Source organism: Streptomyces violaceoruber (assembly GCF_033406955.1).
Lineage (GTDB): Bacteria > Actinomycetota > Actinomycetes > Streptomycetales > Streptomycetaceae > Streptomyces > Streptomyces violaceoruber.
In genome coordinates, this window is sequence record NZ_CP137734.1 from 3,267,468 (window position 1) to 3,287,296 (window position 19,829).

Here is a 19,829-nt window from a genome sequence, read left to right on the forward strand (position 1 = left end):
GGACGCTCAGGGCGTCCGTGACGTCCTCGTCGCCTATGACGTTCGGCGCAGTGCGCGCACGCCGCGCAACCCGATGACCCCGACGACCGTCCCCAATACGAAGGAGACGATCGCGAGCAGCAGGTGCACCCAGAAGTACGCCGTGGGGTCGCCGTCCTCGAAGGCGAGCCCGCTGCCGTCCTTGACCAGGTTTTTGACGAAAGTGATCCAGATGATCCAGCTCCACACCCCGAACGCGAGCAGGAACCAGGAGACGGGGCGGCTGAGCTTCATGGTTTCAGTATCGCCGCACGCTGTCCGGATCCGTGCGCGGGGTGGGGAGGGGGGTGGGACCGACCCGATCACGGGGGGTACGTTTCCGCTCGTGCCCGCTCCCAAGAAGGCCCTCAGGCGATCCCTGACGGTCACCTCCGCCGCCCTGACCGCTCTCGCCCTCCTCTCCCCCACCGCGCTCGCCGCCCCGAGCCCGTCGACGAGTCCGTCGGCCACTCCGCCGGCGTCGATGTCGGGCGTGGGCGGTGCGCGGCTCGGGAAGCCCGGAACGCAGGTGGACCTGGCGGGCGGGGCGCCCGTGCTGCCGAAGGACCTCACGGCCCGGTCGTGGATCGTCGCGGACGCCGAGTCGGGCGACGTGCTGGCCGCGCACAACGCGCACTGGGAGCTGGCCCCGGCGAGCACCCTGAAGATGCTGTTCGCGGACACGCTGCTGCCGAAGTGGCCGAAGACGACGAAGCGCAAGGTCCAGGTCTCCGACCTCGCGGGCATCGGCTCCGGGTCCAGCATGGTGGGGATCAAGGAGGAGGAGACGTACACCGTCCACGACCTGTGGCTCGGCGTCTTCCTGCGCTCGGGGAACGACGCCGTGCACGTGCTGTCGGCGATGAACGACGGTGTCGAGAAGACCGTCGCGGACATGAACGCGCACGCGAAGGAACTTCAGGCCGGCGACACCACGGTGGTGAGCCCCGACGGCTACGACATGCCGGGGCAGGTCTCGTCCGCGTACGACCTGACGCTCTTCGCCCGTTCGGGGCTGCAGAAGATGGACTTCCGCGAGTACGCCTCCACGGTCCGTGCGAAGTTCCCGGGCGAGACGAAGAAGGACAAGAAGGGCAAAACGAGCCGTGAGCCCTTCGAGATCCAGAACACCAACCGGCTCCTGGCCGGTGATGCGGACGTGGAGGTCTACCCGGGCATCGCGGGCGTCAAGAACGGCTACACCACCAACGCGGGCAACACCTTCACGGGCGTGGCCGAGCAGGGCGGCAAGGTGCTGCTCGTCACCGTGATGCACCCGGCGGAGGACAAGCACAACGAGGTCTACAAGGAGACCGCCCGGCTGTTCGACTGGGGCTTCCGGGCGGCCGGCAAGGTGCGGCCGGTGGGGGAGCTGGTGAGGCCGAGGAGCGCCACCGCGGCGAGCCCCTCGGCGGAGGCCTCCGGTGAGGCCGGCGGCACCGGGAAGGGCGGCGCGGGCACGAAGCCGGTGGCGGGAGCCGCGGCCGGCGACGGGGCCGGCGGGGCCGGGGTCGCGGCCGGTATCGCCGCGGGGGTGCTGGCGCTGCTCGCGGGCGGTGCGTTCCTGATCAACCGGAAGTGGCCGCTGCCGGACCTGGTCCGCCGCCGGACCCGTCCGTGACGTCCGCGTCGCCCGGCTCTCCCAGTTCCTGCGCCTTGCTGCCCGTCGCCGTCCAGGAGGCGCAGAACAGCACCAGCTTCGCGGTGAAGTTGATCCACAGCAGCAGGGCGACGGGGACGCCGAAGGCGCCGTACATGCTCTTCGCCGCGACTCCCTGGATGTAGCCGCTGAGCAGCAGCTTCAGCAGTTCGAAGCCGACCGCGCCGATCAGCGCGGCCACCACCAGGCGGCGGCGCTCGGGCTGGACGCCGGGGAGCAGGGTCAGTACGTACAGGAGCAGCAGGAAGTCGGCGAGCACGGCGACGGCGAAGGCGGCGACGTAGAGCAGGACGCCGCCGACCCCGCCCTGGGCGAGACCGATCGTGCGGATGATCCAGCCGACCAGCGCCGAGGCGACGGTGGAGATGCCGACGGTGATCAGCAGCGCGCCGCCGAGACCGACGAGGACGCCCGCGTCCTTGGCCCGGTGCAGGACCGGGTTCTCGTCCTCGTCGGGCAGCTCCCACACGGCGCGCAGACAGCCCCGGGTGGCCTCGATCCAGCCCATGCCGGTGAACAGCAGCAGGAGGGCGGAGATCACACCGACGGTGCCGGCGTTGTCGACCAGGCCCTGGATGTTCAGCTGGTCGGAGATGCCGGGGATCTGCTCGGCCAGCTTGTCCTGGAGCTTGTCCTGCTGCTGCTTGTTCAGCGTGGCGGCGGCGACGGCGGCGGCCAGGCTCAGCAGCGGGAAGAGCGCGACGAAGCTGGTGAAGGTCATGGCGGCGGCCAGCCGGGACCACTTCACCCGGTCGAGACGCTCGTAGGAGCGCCACGCGTGCGTGGTCATCAGGCGGGCGATCCACGGTCCCGCCACGGGGAGCTTCTTCAGCCAGTCCATGATCCGACCCTGCCCCCGCTCGTCGCGTTCCATGATCCCGAGGGCCCCCCGGATCCGGCCGCGGACCGGAAGACCAGTGTCCTTGTGCCCCAGAAGCGCAGGATCGTGCCCAGGATCATGCCGACCCCGGCGCCGGAGACCGTGTCGGCGCGCTGCGAGGTGAGGCCGAGCCCGTAGTGGCTGACGATCAGGCAGAGCAGCTGCACGGCGGCGCCGGCGGCGTTCACGGCGAAGAACACCGCGCAGGGGCGCAGGCCCCGGGGGCGGCCGAGGTGGCGGTAGGTGCCCAGCGCGTTGCCCGCGTAGGCGACCGAGCAGCCCGCGACGAAGGAGAGGGCCTTGGCGGTGAGCGGGTCGAGACCGGCCGGGCCGCGCAGGCAGGTGAAGAGGCCGAGGTCGACGGCGTAGGCGAGCAGGCCGGCGGAGGCGAAGCCCAGCAGTTCGCGCCGGCCGGCTACCAATTGGCCACCGCCAGGCCGTACATCGCGAGCCAGACGACGCCGATCAGCGCGAGGGCGCGGTCGCGCAGGACGACGTCCTCGGGTTCGCCCGCGGTGCCGCGGTCGGCGAAGACGGCGTAGCGCAGGACGGCCAGGACGAAGGGGATCACGGAGAGCTGGCGCCAGGGCAGCACGCTGGTGTGCGGGACGCCGCCCTCCTCCATGGCCCACAGGCAGTAGCCGAGGACGGCGACCCCGGCGGCGAGCTGCCAGACGAAACGCAGGTAGCCGGTGGTGTACTCGGTGAGCAGCGCGCGCGTGGCACCGTCCTTCCCGGCCATCTGCACGGCTTCGGAGTAGCGCTTGGCGGCGACCATGAACAGGGCGCCGAAGCCGGTGGTGATGAGGAACCAGCGCGACAGGGGGATGCCGAGCGCGAGTCCGCCGATCATCGCCCGCATCAGGAAGCCGGTGGTGACGACGGCGAGGTCGACGACCAGGACGTGCTTGAGGCTGACGCAGTACGCCAGTTGCATGGCCAGGTAGGCGGTCAGCAGGACCGCGACGGGCGCGGGGCACAGCCAGGCGGCGAGGACGGGCGCCAGGACGCCCAGGGCGCCTCCGGCGGCGTAGGCGAGCGGCACCGGGACGTCTCCGGCGGCGACCGGGCGGTGCCGTTTGACGGGGTGGGCGCGGTCGGCCTCGGCGTCGCGGGCGTCGTTGACCAGGTAGACGGCGGCGGCGCAGGCGGTGAACAGGACGAAGACGAGGGCGAGCCGGGCCGGCGCGGGCGCGGAGAACAGTTCGCCGGCGGCGGCCGGGGCCGCGACGACCAGGACGTTCTTGACCCACTGGCGGGGGCGCGCGGTGCGCAGCAGTCCGGCCGGGACCCGTCTCGCGCGGCGCGGCGGGTCGGGCTCCCGCTGCTGTTCGGGGGCGCGTTGGCGCAGGACGGCGGTGTCGGTGACGGCCGTGTCAGTCACGGGTGCCTCCGCGCATCCAGTCGGCACCGAGCCGGGCCGTGAGCGCGCCCAGGGCGGCGCCCGCGGCGACGTCGGAGGGGTAGTGGACGCCGACGACCAGCCGGGAGGCGCACACCGCCGCGGCGAGCGGCCAGGCGGCCCGCACCCCGAGGGTGCCGAAGACGACGGCGGCCGCGGCGGCCGAGGTGGCGTGGGAGCTGGGGAAGGAGTGCCGGCCCGCGGTGCGCACCAGGGGGACGACGTGCGCGGGGCGGGGGCGGCGCACGACCCGCTTCACGCCCATGCTGACGACGTGGGCGCCCGCGGTGAGGGCGGTGCCGCGCAGCCAGGCCGTGCGCCGGGGCGCGTCCACGGCGGCCGCGGTGAGGCCGGCCGCGAGCCACAGCGCCCCGTGCTCCCCCGCCCAGGACAGGGCGCGCGCGGCGCCGGCCACGCGCGGGTCGGTTCCGCGGGCCCTGAGCGCGCTGACGATCCGGTGGTCCATGTCGTCGAGGTCGTCCATGTGGACTCACTGTCCACGCCCGCGGCACGGGAAGGCGGGCACGTCGGAGCGACATACCATTAATCACCCGTTTCAGGGATGCTCCGAATGTTTTGGGACTAACCATTCACACATGGCGAGACGGGGCGATACGGTCACCGCCATGTCTGCCGACACCGTTCCCGACGCCGACTGGGGCACCGTCACCGGCTGGGGCCGCACGGCGCCCACCGCGGCGCTCCTCGTCCGGCCGCGGACGTACGAGGAGGCGGCCGTCGCCGTCCGGGACTGCGGGGCCCGGGGCGGCATCGCCCGGGGGCTCGGCCGGGCGTACGGGGACGCGGCGCAGAACGCCGGGGGCGCCGTGCTCGACATGACGGCCCTGGACCGCGTGCACGCCGTCGACGTCGCGGGCGGCACCGTGCTGTGCGACGCGGGCGTCTCCCTGCACCGGCTGATGGAGGTGCTGCTGCCGCTCGGCTGGTTCGTGCCGGTGACGCCCGGCACCCGCTACGTGACGGTCGGCGGGGCGATCGGCGCGGACATCCACGGCAAGAACCACCACGTGTCGGGGTCCTTCACACGGCACGTGGTCTCGCTGGAGCTGCTCACCGCCGACGGCCGGGTCCGCACCGTCGCCCCGGGCACGCCCCTGTTCGACGCGACGGCGGGGGGCATGGGGCTGACCGGCGTGATCCTCACCGCGACGCTGCGGCTCCAGCCGGTCGAAACGGCACTGATGTCGGTCGACACCGAGCGGGCCGGCGACCTGGACGACCTGATGGCCCGGCTGACCGCCACCGACCACCGCTACCGCTACTCGGTCGCCTGGATCGACCTCCTCGCGCGCGGGCGGGCGACCGGCCGCGCGGTGCTCACCCGCGGCGACCACGCCCCGCTGGACGCGCTGCCCGCCCGTTCGCGCGCCCGGCACGCGCCGCTGGCCTTCCGCACCTCGCGCCTGCCCGCGACCCCCGACTTCCTGCCGGGCGGACTGCTCAGCCGTACGACGGTGGGCCTGTTCAACGAGGTCTGGTACCGCAAGGCCCCCCGGGAGAGCCGGGGCCGCCTCCAGCGGATCGCCACCTTCTTCCATCCGCTGGACGGCGTCCCGCACTGGAACCGGGTCTACGGCCGCGGGGGCTTCGTGCAGTACCAGTTCGTCGTCGGGCACGGCCGCGAGGAGGCCCTGCGCCGGATCGTGCGGCGCATCTCCGCCCGCCGCTGCCCGTCCTTCCTGGCCGTCCTCAAGCGCTTCGGCGCGGCCGACCCCGGCTGGCTGTCCTTCCCCGTCCCGGGCTGGACGCTCGCCCTCGACATCCCGGCGGGCCTGCCTGGGCTCGGCGCGTTCCTGGACGAGCTGGACGAGGAGGTCGCGGACGCGGGCGGCCGGGTCTATCTCGCCAAGGACTCCCGGCTGCGCCCCGAACTGCTCGCCGCGATGTACCCCCGCCTGGACGACTTCCGTACCCTGCGCGCGGAACTGGACCCGCGCGGGGTGTTCGTCTCCGACCTGGCCCGCCGCCTCGCCCTGTGACGCCCCTGCCACCACTGACATGTCTGGAGCAGTCGTGAAGGACGCCTTCGGCCTCCCCCAGTCCCTCCTCGTCCTCGGCGGTACCTCCGAGATCGCGCTCGCCACCGTGCGCCGCCTGGTGGCCCGCCGCACCCGTACGGTGTGGCTGGCCGGGCGCCCTTCCCCCGCCCTGGACGCGGCCGCCGGGCAACTGCGCGGGCTCGGCGCCGAGGTGCGTACGGTCGCCTTCGACGCGCTGGACCCCGAGGGCCACGAGGCGGCGCTCGGCAAGGTGTTCGCCGAGGGCGACATCGACCTGGTGCTGCTGGCCTTCGGCATCCTGGGCGACCAGGCGCACGACGAGCGCGAGCCGCTGAACGCCGTGCGGGTGGCGCAGACCAACTACACCGGCGCGGTCTCGGCCGGGCTGGTCGCCGCCCGCTCCCTCCAGGCACAGGGGCACGGCTCGCTGGTCGTGCTCTCCTCCGTCGCCGGTGAGCGGGCCCGCCGCGCCAACTTCATCTACGGCTCCAGCAAGGCAGGACTGGACACCTTCGCGCAGGGCCTGGGCGACGCGCTGCACGGCACGGGCGTGCACGTCATGGTCGTACGCCCCGGGTTCGTGCGGTCGCGGATGACCGAGGGGATGGCGGAGGCACCGCTCGCCACGACGCCCGAGGCGGTGGCCACGGCCATCGAGCTGGGACTGCGGCGGCGTTCGGAGACGGTGTGGGTGCCGGGCGCGCTGCGGGTGGTGATGTCGGCGGTGCGGCACCTGCCGCGGGCGGTGTTCCGGCGGCTGCCCGTGTGACGGTCCGGCTGCCCGTGTGACGTCCGGCTGCGCGTGTGACTCGGCTGCCCGTGTGACGGTCCGGCTGCGCGTGTGACTCGGCTGCCGGTGCGAGGCGCGGCTACCGCGTCGGCAGGGAGCCGGTCTCCACCCGGCCTGCCTGCGGGGGCACGGTGGCGCTGCCGAAGGGGAACTCGCGCAGCTTGCGCCAGACCGCGTCGGCGCCCTGCTCGTACAGCGCGAAGCCGGTGCAGGGCCACTGGGCCTCGTAGTCGGACAGCTCCTCGTAGGCGCGGTCCATCGCCGCTTCCTCGATGCCGTGCGCCACGGTGACGTGCGGGTGGTACGGGAACTGCAGTTCGCGGGGGACGGGGCCGGACGCGTCGCGCACCCGCTTCTGCAGCCAGGAGCAGGCCGCCGCGCCCTCGACCACCTGGACGAAGACGACGGGCGACAGCGGGCGGAAGGTCCCGGTGCCGGACAGCCGCATCGGGAAGGGCCGGCCGCGCGCCGCCACCTCCGCCAGGTGCGCCTCGACCGCCGGCAGCGCGGCGCCGTCGACCTCGGTCGGCGGCAGCAGGGTGACGTGCGTGGGGATGCCGTGAGCAGCGGCGTCGCCGAAGCCCGCGCGCAGCTGCTGGAGCTTGCTGCCGTGAGGCTCCGGGACCGCGATCGACACGCCGATCGTTACGGTCCCCACTTCGTCTCCTGTCGTTGTGTGTCCTTCGGGCGGACACCCGGATATCGACTGTACGGCCACCGCCGTGCCGTGGGCAGGCGCAACCGGAGTGATGTGCAGCGCTACGGCGGCATGCCGGGGCGCACGGACGGTGCCGGGGGTGCCGCGGCGGCGGCACTCCCGGGCGGTGTCGCGGGTCAGTGCTTGGCGGGGAGGAAGCCCACCTCGTCGTACGCCCGGGCGAGGGTCTCGGCGGCGACGCTCCTGGCCTTCTCCGCGCCCTTGGCGAGGATCGCGTCGAGCGTCTCCGGGTCGTCCAGGTACTGCCGGGTGCGCTCCCGGAAGGGGGTGACGAACTCCACGACGACGTCGGCGAGGTCCGTCTTCAGCGCGCCGTAGCCCTTGCCCTCGTACTTCCGCTCCAGCTCCGCGATCTCGGCGCCGGTGAGGGTGGAGTAGATCGTCAGGAGGTTGCTGACGCCGGGCTTGGTCTCGCGGTCGAAGCGGACCACGGTGTCGGTGTCCGTGACCGCGCTCTTCACCTTCTTCGCGGTGGCCTTCGGCTCGTCGAGGAGGTTGATCAGGCCCTTCGGGGTGGCCGCCGACTTGCTCATCTTGGCGGTCGGGTCCTGAAGGTCGTAGATCTTCGCCGTCTCCTTGAGGATGTACGCGGTCGGCACGGTGAAGGCGTCGCCGTAGGTCTGGTTGAAGCGGTCCGCGAGGTCGCGGGTCAGCTCCAGGTGCTGGCGCTGGTCCTCGCCGACGGGGACCTGGTCGGCCTGGTACAGCAGGATGTCGGCGACCATCAGCATCGGGTAGGTGAACAGGCCGACGGTGGTGCGGTCGTTGCCCTGCTTGGCGGACTTGTCCTTGAACTGCGTCATCCGCGAGGCCTCGCCGAAGCCGGTGATGCAGTTCATCAGCCAGCCGAGCTGGGCGTGCTCGGGGACGTGGCTCTGCACGAACAGGGTGCAGCGGTCCGGGTCGAGGCCGGCCGCGAGGAGCTGGGCGGCGGCGACGCGGGTGTTCTCGCGCAGCTCCTTCGGGTCCTGCGGGACCGTGATCGCGTGCAGGTCGACGACCATGTAGAACGCGTCGTGGGTGTCCTGCATGTCGACCCACTGGCGGACGGCGCCGAGGTAGTTGCCGAGGTGGAACGAGCCGGAGGTCGGCTGGATACCGGAGAGCACACGGGGACGTTCGTTGGCCATGCTCATTATTCTCTCAGGCCGCGGGGGGCGGTCGGGCACTGGTTCGGAACAGGGGGGATCCATTCCCGGCCCGACGGTGTAACAAGGGCGGGGAGCAAGGGCGGGGCCGGAGGGGGTACGGCGTGCGGTGGTGGGCGGGAGCGGGGGCGGCGCTGGCCGCGGTGCTGTGGACGGGCGTGCCGGGGACCGCGGTGGCGGACGGTACGGCGCCCCTGGTGGATCCGGACGTGGCGGTGGTCGTGTGGACGGGCTCGGGGCGCACCACGTCCTGGCACGCGGGTGAGCGGGACTTCGACCGGCTGCGCAGCCTGCTCGACCCGTCGTACTCGGGATCCGAGCCGGTGCCGCAGGACTGGACGCGGGATCGCCGTCCCCCGGTGCGGTGCACGGTGCTGTGGGGGCTGACCGGGGTCGGGGGGTGGCCGCAGACGGAGCGGGCGCCGGGCGGGGACGTGGCGATGCTGCGGCAGGACCAGCTGTTCCTGGCCGGGGACGGCACGCCGTGGGTGCGCACCGATCCGGCGCCCGACGTGGCGGACGACGACATCCGCTGGCACCGGGTGGACCGGGACACCTACGCCTGGCTGGCCGACGAGGGCTTCTTCGCGAAGGACGGGACCGGGGACGCGGAAGAGGACGGCGGGCCGGACGGGGTGTGGTGGGCCGCCGCCGGGCTCGGGACGGGCGTCGCGGGGACACTGCTGGTGCGCCGCGCGGCGGACCGGTTGCGGACCGGACCGCCGCGCGGGGAGCCGCGGCAGGAGCTGATCGACCTCTAGAGCCTCGCGGCCTCTCAGCCGAGGTCGATCTCCGGGTACAGCGGGAAGCCGGCCACCAGGTCGGTGGCGCGGTGCGAGATCTCGTCGGCGACCTTCGCGTCGAGGACGTGGGAGGCCTTGGACGGGGCGCCGGACTTGGTGGTGCCGGGCTCGGTGGCGGTGAGGACGCGGTCGATGAGGCCCGCGACCTCGTCCATCTCCGCCGTGCCGAGACCGCGCGTGGTCAGCGCCGGGGTGCCGATGCGGATGCCGGAGGTGTACCAGGCGCCGTTCGGGTCGGCCGGGATGGCGTTGCGGTTGGTGACGATGCCGGAGTCGAGCAGCGCGGCCTCGGCCTGGCGGCCGGTGAGGCCGTAGGAGGAGGCCACGTCGATCAGGTTGAGGTGGTTGTCCGTGCCGCCGGTCACCAGGGTGGCGCCGCGCTTCGTCAGGCCCTCGGCGAGGGCGCGGGCGTTGTCCACGATGCGCTGGGCGTAGTCCTGGAACGCGGGCCGGCGGGCCTCGGCGAGGGCGACGGCCTTGGCGGCCATGACGTGCGGGAGCGGGCCGCCGAGGACCATCGGGCAGCCGCGGTCGACCTGGTCCTTGAGGGAGTCGTCGCACAGGACCATGCCGCCGCGCGGGCCGCGCAGCGACTTGTGGGTGGTGGTCGTCACGATCTGGGCGTGCGGGACCGGGTCGAAGTCGCCGGTGAGCACCTTGCCCGCGACGAGTCCGGCGAAGTGCGCCATGTCGACCATGAGGGTCGCGCCGACCTCGTCGGCGATCTCGCGCATGATCCGGAAGTTCACCAGCCGGGGGTACGCGGAGTAGCCCGCGACGATGATCAGCGGCTTGAACTCGCGGGCGGAGGCGCGCAGGGCCTCGTAGTCGATGAGGCCGGTGGCCGGGTCGGTGCCGTAGGAGCGCTGGTCGAACATCTTGCCGGAGATGTTCGGGCGGAAGCCGTGGGTGAGGTGGCCGCCGGCGTCCAGGGACATGCCGAGCATCCGCTGGTTGCCGAAGGCCTGGCGCAGCTCGGCCCAGTCGGCGTCGGTCAGGTCGTTGACCTGGCGGGCGCCGGTCTTCTCCAGGAAGGGCACCTCGACCCGGGCGCCCAGGACGGCCCAGAAGGCGACCAGGTTGGCGTCGATGCCGGAGTGCGGCTGGACGTAGGCGTGGCGGGCGCCGAACAGCTCGCGCGCGTGCTCGGCGGCGAGGGACTCGACGGTGTCGACGTTGCGGCAGCCGGCGTAGAAGCGGCGGCCGATGGTGCCCTCGGCGTACTTGTCGCTGAACCAGTTGCCCATCGCCAGGAGCGTGGCCGGGGAGGCGTAGTTCTCGGAGGCGATCAGCTTGAGCATCTCGCGCTGGTCGGCGACCTCCTGGCCGATGGCGTCCGCGACGCGCGGCTCGACGGCGCGGATCACGTCGAGGGCGGCTCGGTAGGCGGTGGACTCGGGGGAGATTTCGGCGGGCAAGGGGTCCTCCGGACGTCGGTTGCAGCGTTCGCGGTACGGATGGCCCAGGCGCACGGCTCTCGGTGTTTCCGGGGCCGCTTCCCGATGGTTCGTCCCATCCCAGCGCGCCAGTCACGGCCCGGGGTCAGGGTACCGGCTGGGTTCGGCCGGTGCCGTGGTGTCCGGGATGCGGGAGACGGCTGGGCCGGACGCGTGTGCGGCTCCCGCCGCGGGCTTCACGGCAGCGCCCGGCACAGCGCGTCCAGGGCGCCCGTCCAGGCGTGGTCGGGCGGGGTGCCGTAGCCGACGACCACCGCGTCCAGCGGGTCGGTCGTGGCCCTCGGGTGGCGGAAGACGGACAGGCCGTGCAGGCCCAGGCCCTGCCAGGCCGCCGATCTGAGTACCTGCTGCTCGGTGCCGGGCGGCAGCCCGAGGACGGCGTGCAGACCGGCCGCGATCCCGGCGATCCGCACCTCGGGAACCCGGCCGGCGAGGGCCGCGACCAGGGCGTCCCGGCGGCGCCGGTAGCGCAGGCGGGAGGCACGGACGTGCCGGTCGTAGGCGCCGGAGGCGAGGAACTCGGCCAGCGTGAGCTGTTCCAGCACGCCGCAGGTGTCGGAGCCGCCGCGGGTCGCCGTGATCTCGTCGGCGAGCCCCGGCGGCAGCACCGCCCAGGCCAGGCGCAGGCCGGGGGCGAGTGACTTGCTGGCGGTGCCGAGGTAGACGACGTGGTCGGGGGCGAGTCCCTGGAGGGCGCCGACGGGCTGGCGGTCGTAGCGGAACTCGCCGTCGTAGTCGTCCTCCAGGATCAGGGCGCCGGTGCGCCGCGCCCAGTCCACGACGGCCGCCCGGCGGTCGGGGTGCAGCGGCACACCGGTCGGGAACTGGTGGGCGGGGGTGAGCAGCACGGCGCCCGCGTCCGTGAGCGCCCCGGGGTCGGCGCCCCGGTCGTCGACGGGCAGCGGGACGGTCCGCAGACCGGCGGCTTCGAGCAGGTCGCGGTGGACGTGGAGGCCGTACGACTCGACGGCCACGGTGCGCACGCCACGGGCCCGCAGCACCGCGGCCAGCACCACCAGGGCGTGGGCGACGCCGCCGCAGACCAGCAGGTGGTCGGGGGCGGCGCGCACGCCCCGGGCACGGGCGAGGTAGGCGGACAGCGCGCCGCGCAGCTCGGGGTGGCCGCGGGGATCGCCGTAGCCGAAGGCCTCGTTGGGGGCGGCCGTGACGGCGCGGCGGGCGGCTCTGAGCCACTCGACGCGCGGAAAGCTGGCGAGGTCCGGGCTGCCGGGGCGCAGGTCGTGGAGGGGCCGGGCGGGCTCCCGGGGGCGCCGGGCCGAGGCTTCGGCCGGCGGGGCGGCGACCCGGTCGGCGACGCGGGTGCCCGAGCCCTGGCGCGCGGTGAGCCAGCCCTCGGCGACGAGGTCGGCGTAGGCGTCGGCGACGGTGTTGCGGGCGATACCGAGGTCGGCGGCGAGGACGCGGGACGAGGGGAGCCGGGTACCGGGTCCCAGCCGGCCGGTGCGGACGGCCTCGCGCAACGCGTCGGTGAGACCGCGGCGCAGGCCGGGACCGGTGGGTTCGAGGTGCAGGTCCACGCCGAGAGTGGCCCAGGAATTCGCCATGGAAATGGACCATACCGCTGGGCTGTTTCCTGCCTAGGGTCGAAGGCATGACGACACCCACCGACGACACGAAGACCACGGACTACGCCGCCGAGGTACCCGTCCGGCTGAACTGGTCCCAGCACGCCCCCGAGGTCTACAAGGCGATGATCCGGCTCGAGACCGTCGCCAAGCGGGGACTGGACCCGGCGCTGTACGAGCTGGTGAAGATCCGCGCCTCGCAGATCAACCACTGCGCCTTCTGCCTCGACATGCACACCAAGGACGCCCTGGCCGCCGGTGAGAGCGTGGAGCGGATCGTGCAGCTGGCCGCCTGGGAGGAGTCGCGGCACTTCTACACGGAGAAGGAGCTGGCGGCGATCGAGCTGACCGAGGCGGTCACCGTGCTGACCGACGGCTTCGTGCCGGACGAGGTGTACGAGAAGGCCGCCAAGCACTTCGACGAGCCGGAGCTGGCGCAGCTGATCGCCGCGATCACGACGATCAACGCCTGGAACCGGTTCGGCGTGACCTGCCGGATGACGCCGGGCCACTACACGCCCGGCGGGAACGCGTGACGGCACGCACGCAGCTCCTGGACCGGGAGGTCGGGAAGGCGCTGTCGGCGCTGAGCGCGGCGGCCAAGAAGGGGCTCGGCGACCCCGTGCTCGCCGAGCTGGTGATGATCCGGGCCTCGCAGCTCAACCACTGCGCGTTCTGCCTGGACATGCACCTCGCCCAGAACGGGGAGGGCGAGGAGCGCCTCGGTCTGCTCGCCGCCTGGGAGGAGGCGGCGGACCTGTACGACGGGCGGGAGCGGGCCGCGCTCGCGCTGACCGAGGCGATGACCGTCCTGACCGAGGGCTTCGTGCCCGACGAGGTGTACGAGGAGGCCGCCGTACACTTCGACGACGGTGAACTCGCCCATCTGATCGGGCTGATCACCGTCATCAACAGCTGGAACCGGCTGATGGTCAGCCGCAGGGTCCCACCGGGGGGTTACACACCGTGAGTCATGCCGCCGCGTTCCGCGCCCTGCACCACGGCCGGGTCCCGGACGACCCCCTCGTCCTGCCGGGCCCCTGGGACGCGGCGAGCGCCCGGGTGTGCGTGGAGGCCGGGTTCCCGGCGCTCGCGACGCCGAGCGCCGGGGTGGCGGCCTCGCTCGGGTACGAGGACGGGCAGACCCCGGCCGACGAGATGTTCGCGGCCGTCGCGCGGATCGTGCGCGCCGTGGACGTGCCCGTGTCGGCGGACGTCGAGGACGGTTACGGCCTGGCGCCGAAGGAGCTGGTGGAGCGGCTCCTCGAGGTGGGCGTGGTCGGCTGCAACCTGGAGGACTCCACCGACGGGGGGCTCAAGGACCCGGCGGAGCACGCCGAGTGGCTGGCCGGGGTGCGGGAGGAGGCCGGTGACCGGCTCTTCCTGAACGCCCGGATCGACACGTTCATCCGGGGCGTCGACGATCCGGGAGCGGCGATCGAGCGGGCCGCCGCCTATGTCGCCGCGGGCGCCGACTGCGTGTATCCCATCGCCGCCCCGACCGCCCTGCTGCCGCTGCTGCGGTCCGGGATCCAGGGGCCGGTGAACGTGTTCGCGCGGCCCGGGCAGGGCCCCGCACCCGCCGAACTCGGCGGGCTCGGGGCCACCCGGATCACGTTCGGGCCCGGTCTCCAGCGGCATGCGGAGCAGTCGGTGCGGGAGGCCGCGGCAGGGCTCGCGGGCCGGCCCGTGAAGTGAGGGTCAGGGCAGCCACTTCTTCCAGACGGACTCGTGGCCGTCCACCCACTTCTTCGCCGCCTCCTCGGGCCGCATCTTCTGCTGGGCGATCATCAGGGAGACCTGGTTCTGGTCCTCCGTCGTCCACGTGAACCGCTTGAGGAACTCCGCCGCCTTGCCGCCGTCCTTCGCGAAGCCGGCGTTGAGGTACTTCTGCAGCGGGGTGACGGGGTAGGCGCAGGCGACCTTCTCGGGGTCGGCGTCGCAGCCCTCCTCGTACGGGGGCAGCTTCACCTCGGTCATCGGGACCTTCTCCATCAGCCACTGGGGGGTGTACCAGTAGCTGAGGAAGGGCTTCCGCTCCTTGGCGAACTGCTGCATCTGGGTGATCTGGGCGGCCTCGGAACCGGCGAAGACGACCTGGTAGTCCAGGTCCAGGTTCTTCACCAGGGCCTTGTCGTTGGTGACGTAGGACGGGGAGCCGTCCAGGAGCTGCCCCTTGCCGCCGCTCTCCGCGGTGCGCAGCAGGTCGGCGTACTTGTTCAGGTTCTTCCAGTTCGTGACGTCCGGGTGCTTCTTCGCGAAGTACGTCGGGACGAACCAGCCGATGTGCCCGGTGACGCCGAGGTCGCCGCCCGGGGCGATGGTCTTCTTGTCCTGGACGTAGCGCTGTTCCTGCTCGGGGTGGCCCCAGTCCTCCAGGATGGCGTCGACGCGGCCCTGGCTGAGCGCGTCCCAGGCGGGGACCTCGTCGACCTGGACGGTGTCGACGCGGTAGCCCAGCTCGTGCTCCAGCAGGTACTGGGCGACGGCCACGTTGGCCTGGGCGCCGACCCAGGACTGCACGGACAGGGTGACGGTCCTGGCGCCCTGGGCGTTGGCGTAGGGGGACGCCTGCTTGGTCATGTCGGCGGCGCCGCAGCCGGTGAGCAGCGTCAGCGCGGCCACGCCCGCGAGGGCGGAAGTCGTACGGATACGCGGTCGCAGTCGCATGTCAGGCTCCCTTCTTCGTCGTACGGCGTTCGGTGGGCTGGGTGACGCGGTCGAGCATCAGGCCGAGGCAGACGATCGCGGCGCCCGCGACCAGGCCGGTCGCCAGGTCGCCCTGGGCGAGGCCGAACACGACCTGGTAGCCGAGCGCGCCACCGCCGACCAGGCCGCCGATGATGACGACGGCGAGGACCAGGACGACGCCCTGGTTGGCGGCGAGCAGCAGGGCCGGGCGGGCCAGCGGAAGCTGGACCTGGCGGAGCTGCTGGCCGCTGGTGGCGCCGAGCGAACGGGCCGACTCCATGGCGGCCGGGTCGACCTGGCGCAGACCCTGGGCGGTGATGCGGACGACGGCCGGGAGGGCGTAGACGACCGCTGCCGCCACGGCGGGCGCGCGGCCCACGCCGAACAGGGCGACGACCGGGATCAGGTACACGAACTGCGGCATGGTCTGGAAGACGTCGAGCACGGGCCGCAGCAGGCGCTCGAAGCGGTCGCTGCGGGCGGCGGCGATGCCGGTGGCGAAGCCGACGACCAGGGTCACGGCGACGGCGGCGAGCACCTGGGAGAGCGTGTCCAGGGACGGGTTCCACACGCCGAGCACGCCGATCGCGGCCATCGCGAGGACGGCGGTGAGCGCGGTGCGCCAGGTGCCGATCAGCCAGGCCAGGGCGGCGACGATCAGGAGTACGGACCACCAGGGCAGCCACTGGAGGCCCTCGCGCAGCGGGTTGAGGACCCAGCTGGTGAAGTGCGCGGCCCAGTCGGCGGTGCCGCCGACGACGGGGACGCCGGAGTACAGGTGGGCGGTCATCCAGTCGACGGCCCGGTTGACGGGCTCGGCGATGTTCAGGTCCCAGCCGTCGGGCCAGTCGAGGAAGCCGGCCAGGCGTCCGGCGAGCGCGACGGCCGCGGCGACGACCAGGGCGTACAGCCAGGTCACCGGGGATTTTCCGGACTCGCCGAGGCGTTCCCCGGCCGCGCCGGTCACCCGGTCCAGGACGACGGCGAGCAGCACGATCGGGATGCCGGCCGCGAGGGCCGCGCCGACGTCGACCGAGGCGAGGGCCTGGTAGACGCGGTCGCCGAGGCCGCCGGCGCCGATGACCGAGGCGATGACGGCCATGGACAGCGCCATCATGATCGTCTGGTTGACGCCGAGGAGGAGTTCCTTGCGGGCCAGCGGGATGCGGGCGGTCAGCAGGCGCTGGCGGGCGGTGGTGCCGAGGGACTCGACGGCCTCCAGGACCTCCCGGTCCGCGCCGCGCAGGCCCAGCGAGGTGAGCCGGGCCATGGGCGGGGCGGCGTAGACGACGGTGGCCAGCACGGCGGCGGGGACGCCGATGCCGAAGACCAGGACGACGGGGAGGAGGTAGGCGAAGGCGGGCAGCACCTGCATGGTGTCGAGCACCGGGCGCAGGACGCGGTCCATTCGGTCGGACAGGCCGGCGGCGAGGCCCAGCAGGGCGCCGACGGCGACGGAGGCGAGGACGGCGACGACCATGAGGGCGAGGGTCTGCATCGTCGGCACCCACATGCCGAGCAGGCCGCAGGCGAGGAACGCGGCCGCGGTGCCCGCCGCGAGCCTCACTCCGGCCACCCGCCAGGCGACCAGGGCGCCGATCGCGGTGACCCCGGCCCAGCCGACGGCGAGGAGGGCGAGGTACACGGCGCGTACGGCGATGACGACGATGTTGCTGACGTGGCCGAAGAAGTAGAGGAACAGGGGGTGGGTGTCGCGGTTGTCGATGATCCAGTCGCTGGCCTTGCCGAGGGGTTCGGAGACGTCGACGGTGAGGGCGGTGGGCCAGGTGGCGCCGGGCCACTGCGTGGCGGCTATGGGGGCGAGGACCGCTGCCGCGAGGGCGAGGATCAGGAGCTTGCGGACGGCTCTGTGAGTGAGGATGCCCGGCGGGGCGGGCTTTCGGGCCGTGGCCGTGATCGTTGCCATCAGACCGGCTCCTCGGTGGTGGCGGGGCGGGGGCCGGTCGGCTCACGGCGCTCGCCGGTTGCCGCTGCGCCCACCCGTGCCGCCCCAGCGGCACGACTGCCCGCAGCTGCGGTGCCTGCTACCACCGACAGGAGGTCTGCCGCGTCGACCACGCCCAGGCAGCGGCCGTCGGATATGACGCGGGCCGCCGAGCCTGCCCTTGCCACCGCCTCGATGGCCTCCGAGACCGTGGCCTCCGGGCGGATCGCCGGGCCCGTGCCCGCCTCGTCGGCGTTCGCGGCGGGGCGCATCGCCGTGCGGACGGTGAGGACCTGCTCGCGCGGGACGTCGCGGACGAACTCGCGGACGTAGTCGTCGGCGGGCGAGCCGACGATCTCCTCCGGCGTGCCGAGCTGCACCACCCGGCCGTCGCGCATCAGGGCGATGCGGTCGCCGAGCTTGAGGGCCTCCTGGAGGTCGTGGGTGATGAACACCATCGTGCGGCCCTCCTCGCGGTGCAGCCGGACGACCTCCTCCTGCATGTCCCGCCGGATCAGCGGGTCCAGCGCGCTGAACGGCTCGTCGAAGAGCAGCACCTCGGGGTCGACGGCGAGGGCGCGGGCGAGGCCGACGCGCTGGCGCTGGCCGCCGGAGAGCTGGCCGGGGCGGCGCTGCTCCAGGCCCTCCAGGCCGACCTTGGCGACGATCGCGGCGGCGCGCTCGCGGCGCTCGGCGCGGCCCATGCCCTGGACCTCCAGGCCGTAGGCGACGTTGTCCAGGACGGTGCGGTGCGGGAGCAGGCCGAAGTGCTGGAAGACCATCGCGGCCCGGTGCCGGCGCAGTTCGCGCAGCCGGGACCTGTCCATCGCCCGGACGTCCTCGCCGTCGATGACGATGGACCCGGCCGTCGGCTCGATGAGGCGGGTCAGGCAGCGTACGAGGGTGGACTTGCCGGAGCCGGACAGGCCCATGACGACGAAGACCTCGCCCTTGCGCACGTCGAAGGAGACGTCGGCGACGGCGGCGGTGCAGCCGGTGCGGGAGCGCAGCTCGGCCGGGCTCAGGGCGGTGAGGTCCGGGTCGGCGGGGACGCGGGCGGCCTTCGGGCCGAAGACCTTCCACAGGCCGTCGACGGAGAAGACCGGCGGGCGCTCGGTCGCGGCGGCGGTGGTGTTCTTGCCGGTGGTGCTCATCGGGCGTCACCGCCGATCAGCTCGACGGCGCGCTCGCCGACCATGAGGACGCCGATCATCGGGTTGACGGCGGGCATGGTCGGGAAGACGGAGGCGTCGGCGATGCGCAGGCCCGTCAGGCCGCGGACGCGCAGCTCGGGGTCGACGACGGCCTGCTCGTCGGTGGCGGCGCCCATGCGGCAGGTGCCGGCCGGGTGGTAGACGGTGTGGGCGACCTTGCGGGCGTACTCGCTCAGCTCCGCGTCGCCGGTGACGTCCGGGCCGGGGCAGGCCTCGCGCTTGAGCCAGCCGGCCAGCGGCTGGGACTCGGCGATCTCGCGGGCGATGCGGATGCCGTCGACGAGGGTGCGGCCGTCGTAGTCGTCCTCGTCGGTGAAGTACCGGAAGTCCAGGGCGGGCTTCTCGGACGGGTCGGCGCTGGTGAGGTAGAGGCGGCCGCGCGACTTCGGCTTGGGGATGTTCGGGGTCATGGAGACGCCGAACTCGGGGCGCTGGTAGCCGAGGCGCTCCGGATTGTCCGTGAACGGGATCTGGTAGAAGTGGAACATCAGGTCGGGGCCCGCGTGTTCGGGGTCGCGGCGCACGAACAGACCGGCGTCGGAGTCCATCGCGGAGTTGTCCGGGATGGGCCCGTTCGTCTCCCAGACGATCACCGACTCGGGGTGGTCGAGCAGGTTCTCGCCGACGCCGGGCAGGTCGAGCGCCACGGGTATGCCGAGGGCTTCGAGGTCTTCGCGAGGGCCGATGCCCGAGTGCAGCAGCAGACGTGGGGAGTCGACGGCACCGGCACACAGCACGACCTCGCCCCGGGCCTTGACCAGGATCTCCTCGCCGTCCTTGGTGCGGACGTGGACGCCCTCGGCGCGGGTGCCGTCGAGTTCGAGCCGGTACGCCCAGGTCTCCAGCATCAGGGTGAGGTTGGGGCGCTCGTCCATCACGGGGTGCAGGTAGGCCACCGACGCCGAGGAGCGCTTGTTGTTCTCGGGGTGGTAGGCGAGGTCGAAGAAGCCGACGCCCTCGGTGAAGGGCTTCTTGTTGAAGCCCTCGACCCGGGGGACCTCCAGCGTCTTCTGCGCGGAGTCGACGAAGTCGCGGGCGATGGCGTTCCGGTCCTTCTCGTCGACCGGGACGATGTTGTTCTTCAGCCGGGCGAAGTACGCCTCCATCTGGACCGCGCCCCAGCCCTTGGCGCCGGCCGCCTCCCACTCGTCCCAGTCGGACGGCAGCGGCTTGAAGGCGATGAGGGTGTTGTGCGAGGAGCAGCCGCCGAGGACGCGGGCGCGGCTGTGCCGGATGTGCGAATTGCCGCGTGGCTGCTCGGTGGTGGGGTAGTCGTAGTCCAGCTCGCCGCCGAGCAGGCCCATCCAGCGGCGCAGGGTCAGCACGTCGTCGCGGCCGACGTCACTGGGGCCGCCCTCGATGACGGCGACGGTGACGTCCGGGTTCTCGGTGAGGCGGGAGGCGATCACGGAGCCTGCCGTACCGCCGCCGATGACGACGTAGTCGTAGACGTGAGTGGTTTCTGGCATGGGGGTACTCCAGTGGGGCGAGCGGAT

The 19,829-nt window shown here is 73.0% G+C and carries 20 protein-coding genes and 1 riboswitch; of the genes, 7 read left to right on the forward strand and 13 right to left on the reverse strand.

Annotated features, from left to right (window positions below; translation table 11 throughout):
* Window positions 1–33: 33 nt before the first annotated feature.
* Entirely contained in the window at window positions 34–273 is a 240-nt protein-coding gene (locus tag R2E43_RS14290) for an SCO4848 family membrane protein (RefSeq protein WP_003974124.1), read from the reverse strand.
* Here R2E43_RS14290 and R2E43_RS14295 point away from each other — a divergent pair.
* A complete protein-coding gene (locus R2E43_RS14295) occupies window positions 212–1,639 on the forward strand; it encodes a D-alanyl-D-alanine carboxypeptidase (RefSeq protein WP_332056250.1) in 1,428 nt (475 codons plus the stop codon). The genes R2E43_RS14290 and R2E43_RS14295 overlap by 62 nt on opposite strands.
* Here R2E43_RS14295 and R2E43_RS14300 read toward each other — a convergent pair.
* Genes R2E43_RS14300 through R2E43_RS14315 form a run of 4 tightly spaced genes read right to left on the reverse strand, consistent with a single transcriptional unit; the run spans window position 1,587 to window position 4,444 of the window.
* On the reverse strand, window positions 1,587–2,519 hold the full coding sequence (locus R2E43_RS14300; protein ID WP_272925986.1) for a YihY/virulence factor BrkB family protein: 933 nt from the start codon (window positions 2,517–2,519) through the stop codon (window positions 1,587–1,589). The genes R2E43_RS14295 and R2E43_RS14300 overlap by 53 nt on opposite strands.
* On the reverse strand, window positions 2,507–2,980 hold the full coding sequence (locus R2E43_RS14305; protein WP_011029902.1) for a GtrA family protein: 474 nt from the start codon (window positions 2,978–2,980) through the stop codon (window positions 2,507–2,509). Before R2E43_RS14305 ends, R2E43_RS14300 begins: the two co-directional genes overlap by 13 nt.
* Window positions 2,974–3,942 carry a decaprenyl-phosphate phosphoribosyltransferase gene (locus R2E43_RS14310; protein WP_011029901.1) on the reverse strand — a complete coding sequence of 323 codons (969 nt, stop codon included), beginning with the start codon at window positions 3,940–3,942 and terminating at the stop codon, window positions 2,974–2,976. The genes R2E43_RS14305 and R2E43_RS14310 overlap by 7 nt, the downstream gene beginning before the upstream one ends.
* On the reverse strand, window positions 3,935–4,444 hold the full coding sequence (locus tag R2E43_RS14315; protein WP_003974128.1) for a phosphatase PAP2 family protein: 510 nt from the start codon (window positions 4,442–4,444) through the stop codon (window positions 3,935–3,937). The genes R2E43_RS14310 and R2E43_RS14315 overlap by 8 nt, the downstream gene beginning before the upstream one ends.
* A 142-nt stretch (window positions 4,445–4,586) precedes the next feature.
* Here R2E43_RS14315 and R2E43_RS14320 point away from each other — a divergent pair, with 142 nt between their 5' ends.
* Together R2E43_RS14320 and R2E43_RS14325 are read left to right on the forward strand one after the other, a co-directional pair.
* Window positions 4,587–5,960: an FAD-binding oxidoreductase gene (locus tag R2E43_RS14320; RefSeq protein ID WP_332056251.1), complete on the forward strand. Its 1,374-nt coding sequence runs from the start codon at window positions 4,587–4,589 to the stop codon at window positions 5,958–5,960.
* Between the two features lie 34 nt (window positions 5,961–5,994).
* A complete protein-coding gene (locus tag R2E43_RS14325; protein WP_016327093.1) occupies window positions 5,995–6,750 on the forward strand; it encodes a decaprenylphospho-beta-D-erythro-pentofuranosid-2-ulose 2-reductase in 756 nt (251 codons plus the stop codon).
* A gap of 100 nt (window positions 6,751–6,850) precedes the next feature.
* Here R2E43_RS14325 and R2E43_RS14330 read toward each other — a convergent pair whose 3' ends face one another.
* A complete protein-coding gene (locus R2E43_RS14330) occupies window positions 6,851–7,429 on the reverse strand; it encodes a 2'-5' RNA ligase family protein (RefSeq protein ID WP_003974131.1) in 579 nt (192 codons plus the stop codon).
* Window positions 7,430–7,605: 176 nt separating this feature from the next.
* Window positions 7,606–8,625, reverse strand: a complete 1,020-nt coding sequence (gene trpS, locus R2E43_RS14335) for a tryptophan--tRNA ligase (RefSeq protein ID WP_003974132.1) — start codon at window positions 8,623–8,625, stop codon at window positions 7,606–7,608.
* 116 nt (window positions 8,626–8,741) lie between these two features.
* Here trpS and R2E43_RS14340 point away from each other — a divergent pair, with 116 nt between their 5' ends.
* Window positions 8,742–9,398 (forward strand): hypothetical protein, encoded by a 657-nt coding sequence (locus R2E43_RS14340; RefSeq protein WP_332056252.1) that lies wholly within the window; start codon window positions 8,742–8,744, stop codon window positions 9,396–9,398.
* Window positions 9,399–9,412: 14 nt separating this feature from the next.
* Here R2E43_RS14340 and R2E43_RS14345 read toward each other — a convergent pair whose 3' ends face one another.
* Both R2E43_RS14345 and pdxR read right to left on the reverse strand, forming a co-directional pair.
* Window positions 9,413–10,858, reverse strand: a complete 1,446-nt coding sequence (locus tag R2E43_RS14345) for a glycine hydroxymethyltransferase (protein ID WP_003974134.1) — start codon at window positions 10,856–10,858, stop codon at window positions 9,413–9,415.
* Between the two features lie 35 nt (window positions 10,859–10,893).
* Window positions 10,894–10,983: riboswitch (ZMP/ZTP riboswitch) on the reverse strand.
* Window positions 10,984–11,073: 90 nt separating this feature from the next.
* Window positions 11,074–12,462: a MocR-like pyridoxine biosynthesis transcription factor PdxR gene (gene pdxR / locus R2E43_RS14350; RefSeq protein WP_106518535.1), complete on the reverse strand. Its 1,389-nt coding sequence runs from the start codon at window positions 12,460–12,462 to the stop codon at window positions 11,074–11,076.
* A gap of 47 nt (window positions 12,463–12,509) precedes the next feature.
* On the opposite strand from pdxR, the gene R2E43_RS14355 reads away from it, so the two are divergent.
* From R2E43_RS14355 to R2E43_RS14365, 3 genes are read left to right on the forward strand one after another with little or no spacing between them, the layout of a single operon-like run.
* Window positions 12,510–13,019 (forward strand): carboxymuconolactone decarboxylase family protein, encoded by a 510-nt coding sequence (locus R2E43_RS14355; RefSeq protein WP_011029897.1) that lies wholly within the window; start codon window positions 12,510–12,512, stop codon window positions 13,017–13,019.
* Complete coding sequence (locus R2E43_RS14360; protein WP_332056253.1) at window positions 13,016–13,453, forward strand: carboxymuconolactone decarboxylase family protein; 438 nt, start codon at window positions 13,016–13,018, stop codon at window positions 13,451–13,453. Before R2E43_RS14355 ends, R2E43_RS14360 begins: the two co-directional genes overlap by 4 nt.
* Complete coding sequence (locus R2E43_RS14365) at window positions 13,450–14,181, forward strand: isocitrate lyase/PEP mutase family protein (protein WP_003974139.1); 732 nt, start codon at window positions 13,450–13,452, stop codon at window positions 14,179–14,181. Before R2E43_RS14360 ends, R2E43_RS14365 begins: the two co-directional genes overlap by 4 nt.
* 3 nt (window positions 14,182–14,184) lie before the next feature.
* Here R2E43_RS14365 and R2E43_RS14370 read toward each other — a convergent pair whose 3' ends face one another.
* Genes R2E43_RS14370 through R2E43_RS14385 form a run of 4 tightly spaced genes read right to left on the reverse strand, consistent with a single transcriptional unit; the run spans window position 14,185 to window position 19,802 of the window.
* Window positions 14,185–15,153 carry an ABC transporter substrate-binding protein gene (locus R2E43_RS14370; protein ID WP_078653433.1) on the reverse strand — a complete coding sequence of 323 codons (969 nt, stop codon included), beginning with the start codon at window positions 15,151–15,153 and terminating at the stop codon, window positions 14,185–14,187.
* 1 nt (window position 15,154) lies between these two features.
* On the reverse strand, window positions 15,155–17,101 hold the full coding sequence (locus R2E43_RS14375) for an ABC transporter permease (RefSeq protein ID WP_319129614.1): 1,947 nt from the start codon (window positions 17,099–17,101) through the stop codon (window positions 15,155–15,157).
* The gene (locus R2E43_RS14380; RefSeq protein ID WP_003974142.1) at window positions 17,101–18,273 is read right to left on the reverse strand and encodes a quaternary amine ABC transporter ATP-binding protein; all 1,173 of its coding nucleotides are present in this window, start codon (window positions 18,271–18,273) and stop codon (window positions 17,101–17,103) included. Before R2E43_RS14380 ends, R2E43_RS14375 begins: the two co-directional genes overlap by 1 nt.
* Window positions 18,270–19,802: a GMC family oxidoreductase gene (locus tag R2E43_RS14385; protein WP_332056254.1), complete on the reverse strand. Its 1,533-nt coding sequence runs from the start codon at window positions 19,800–19,802 to the stop codon at window positions 18,270–18,272. The genes R2E43_RS14380 and R2E43_RS14385 overlap by 4 nt, the downstream gene beginning before the upstream one ends.
* Between the last annotated feature and the right edge of the window lie 27 nt (window positions 19,803–19,829).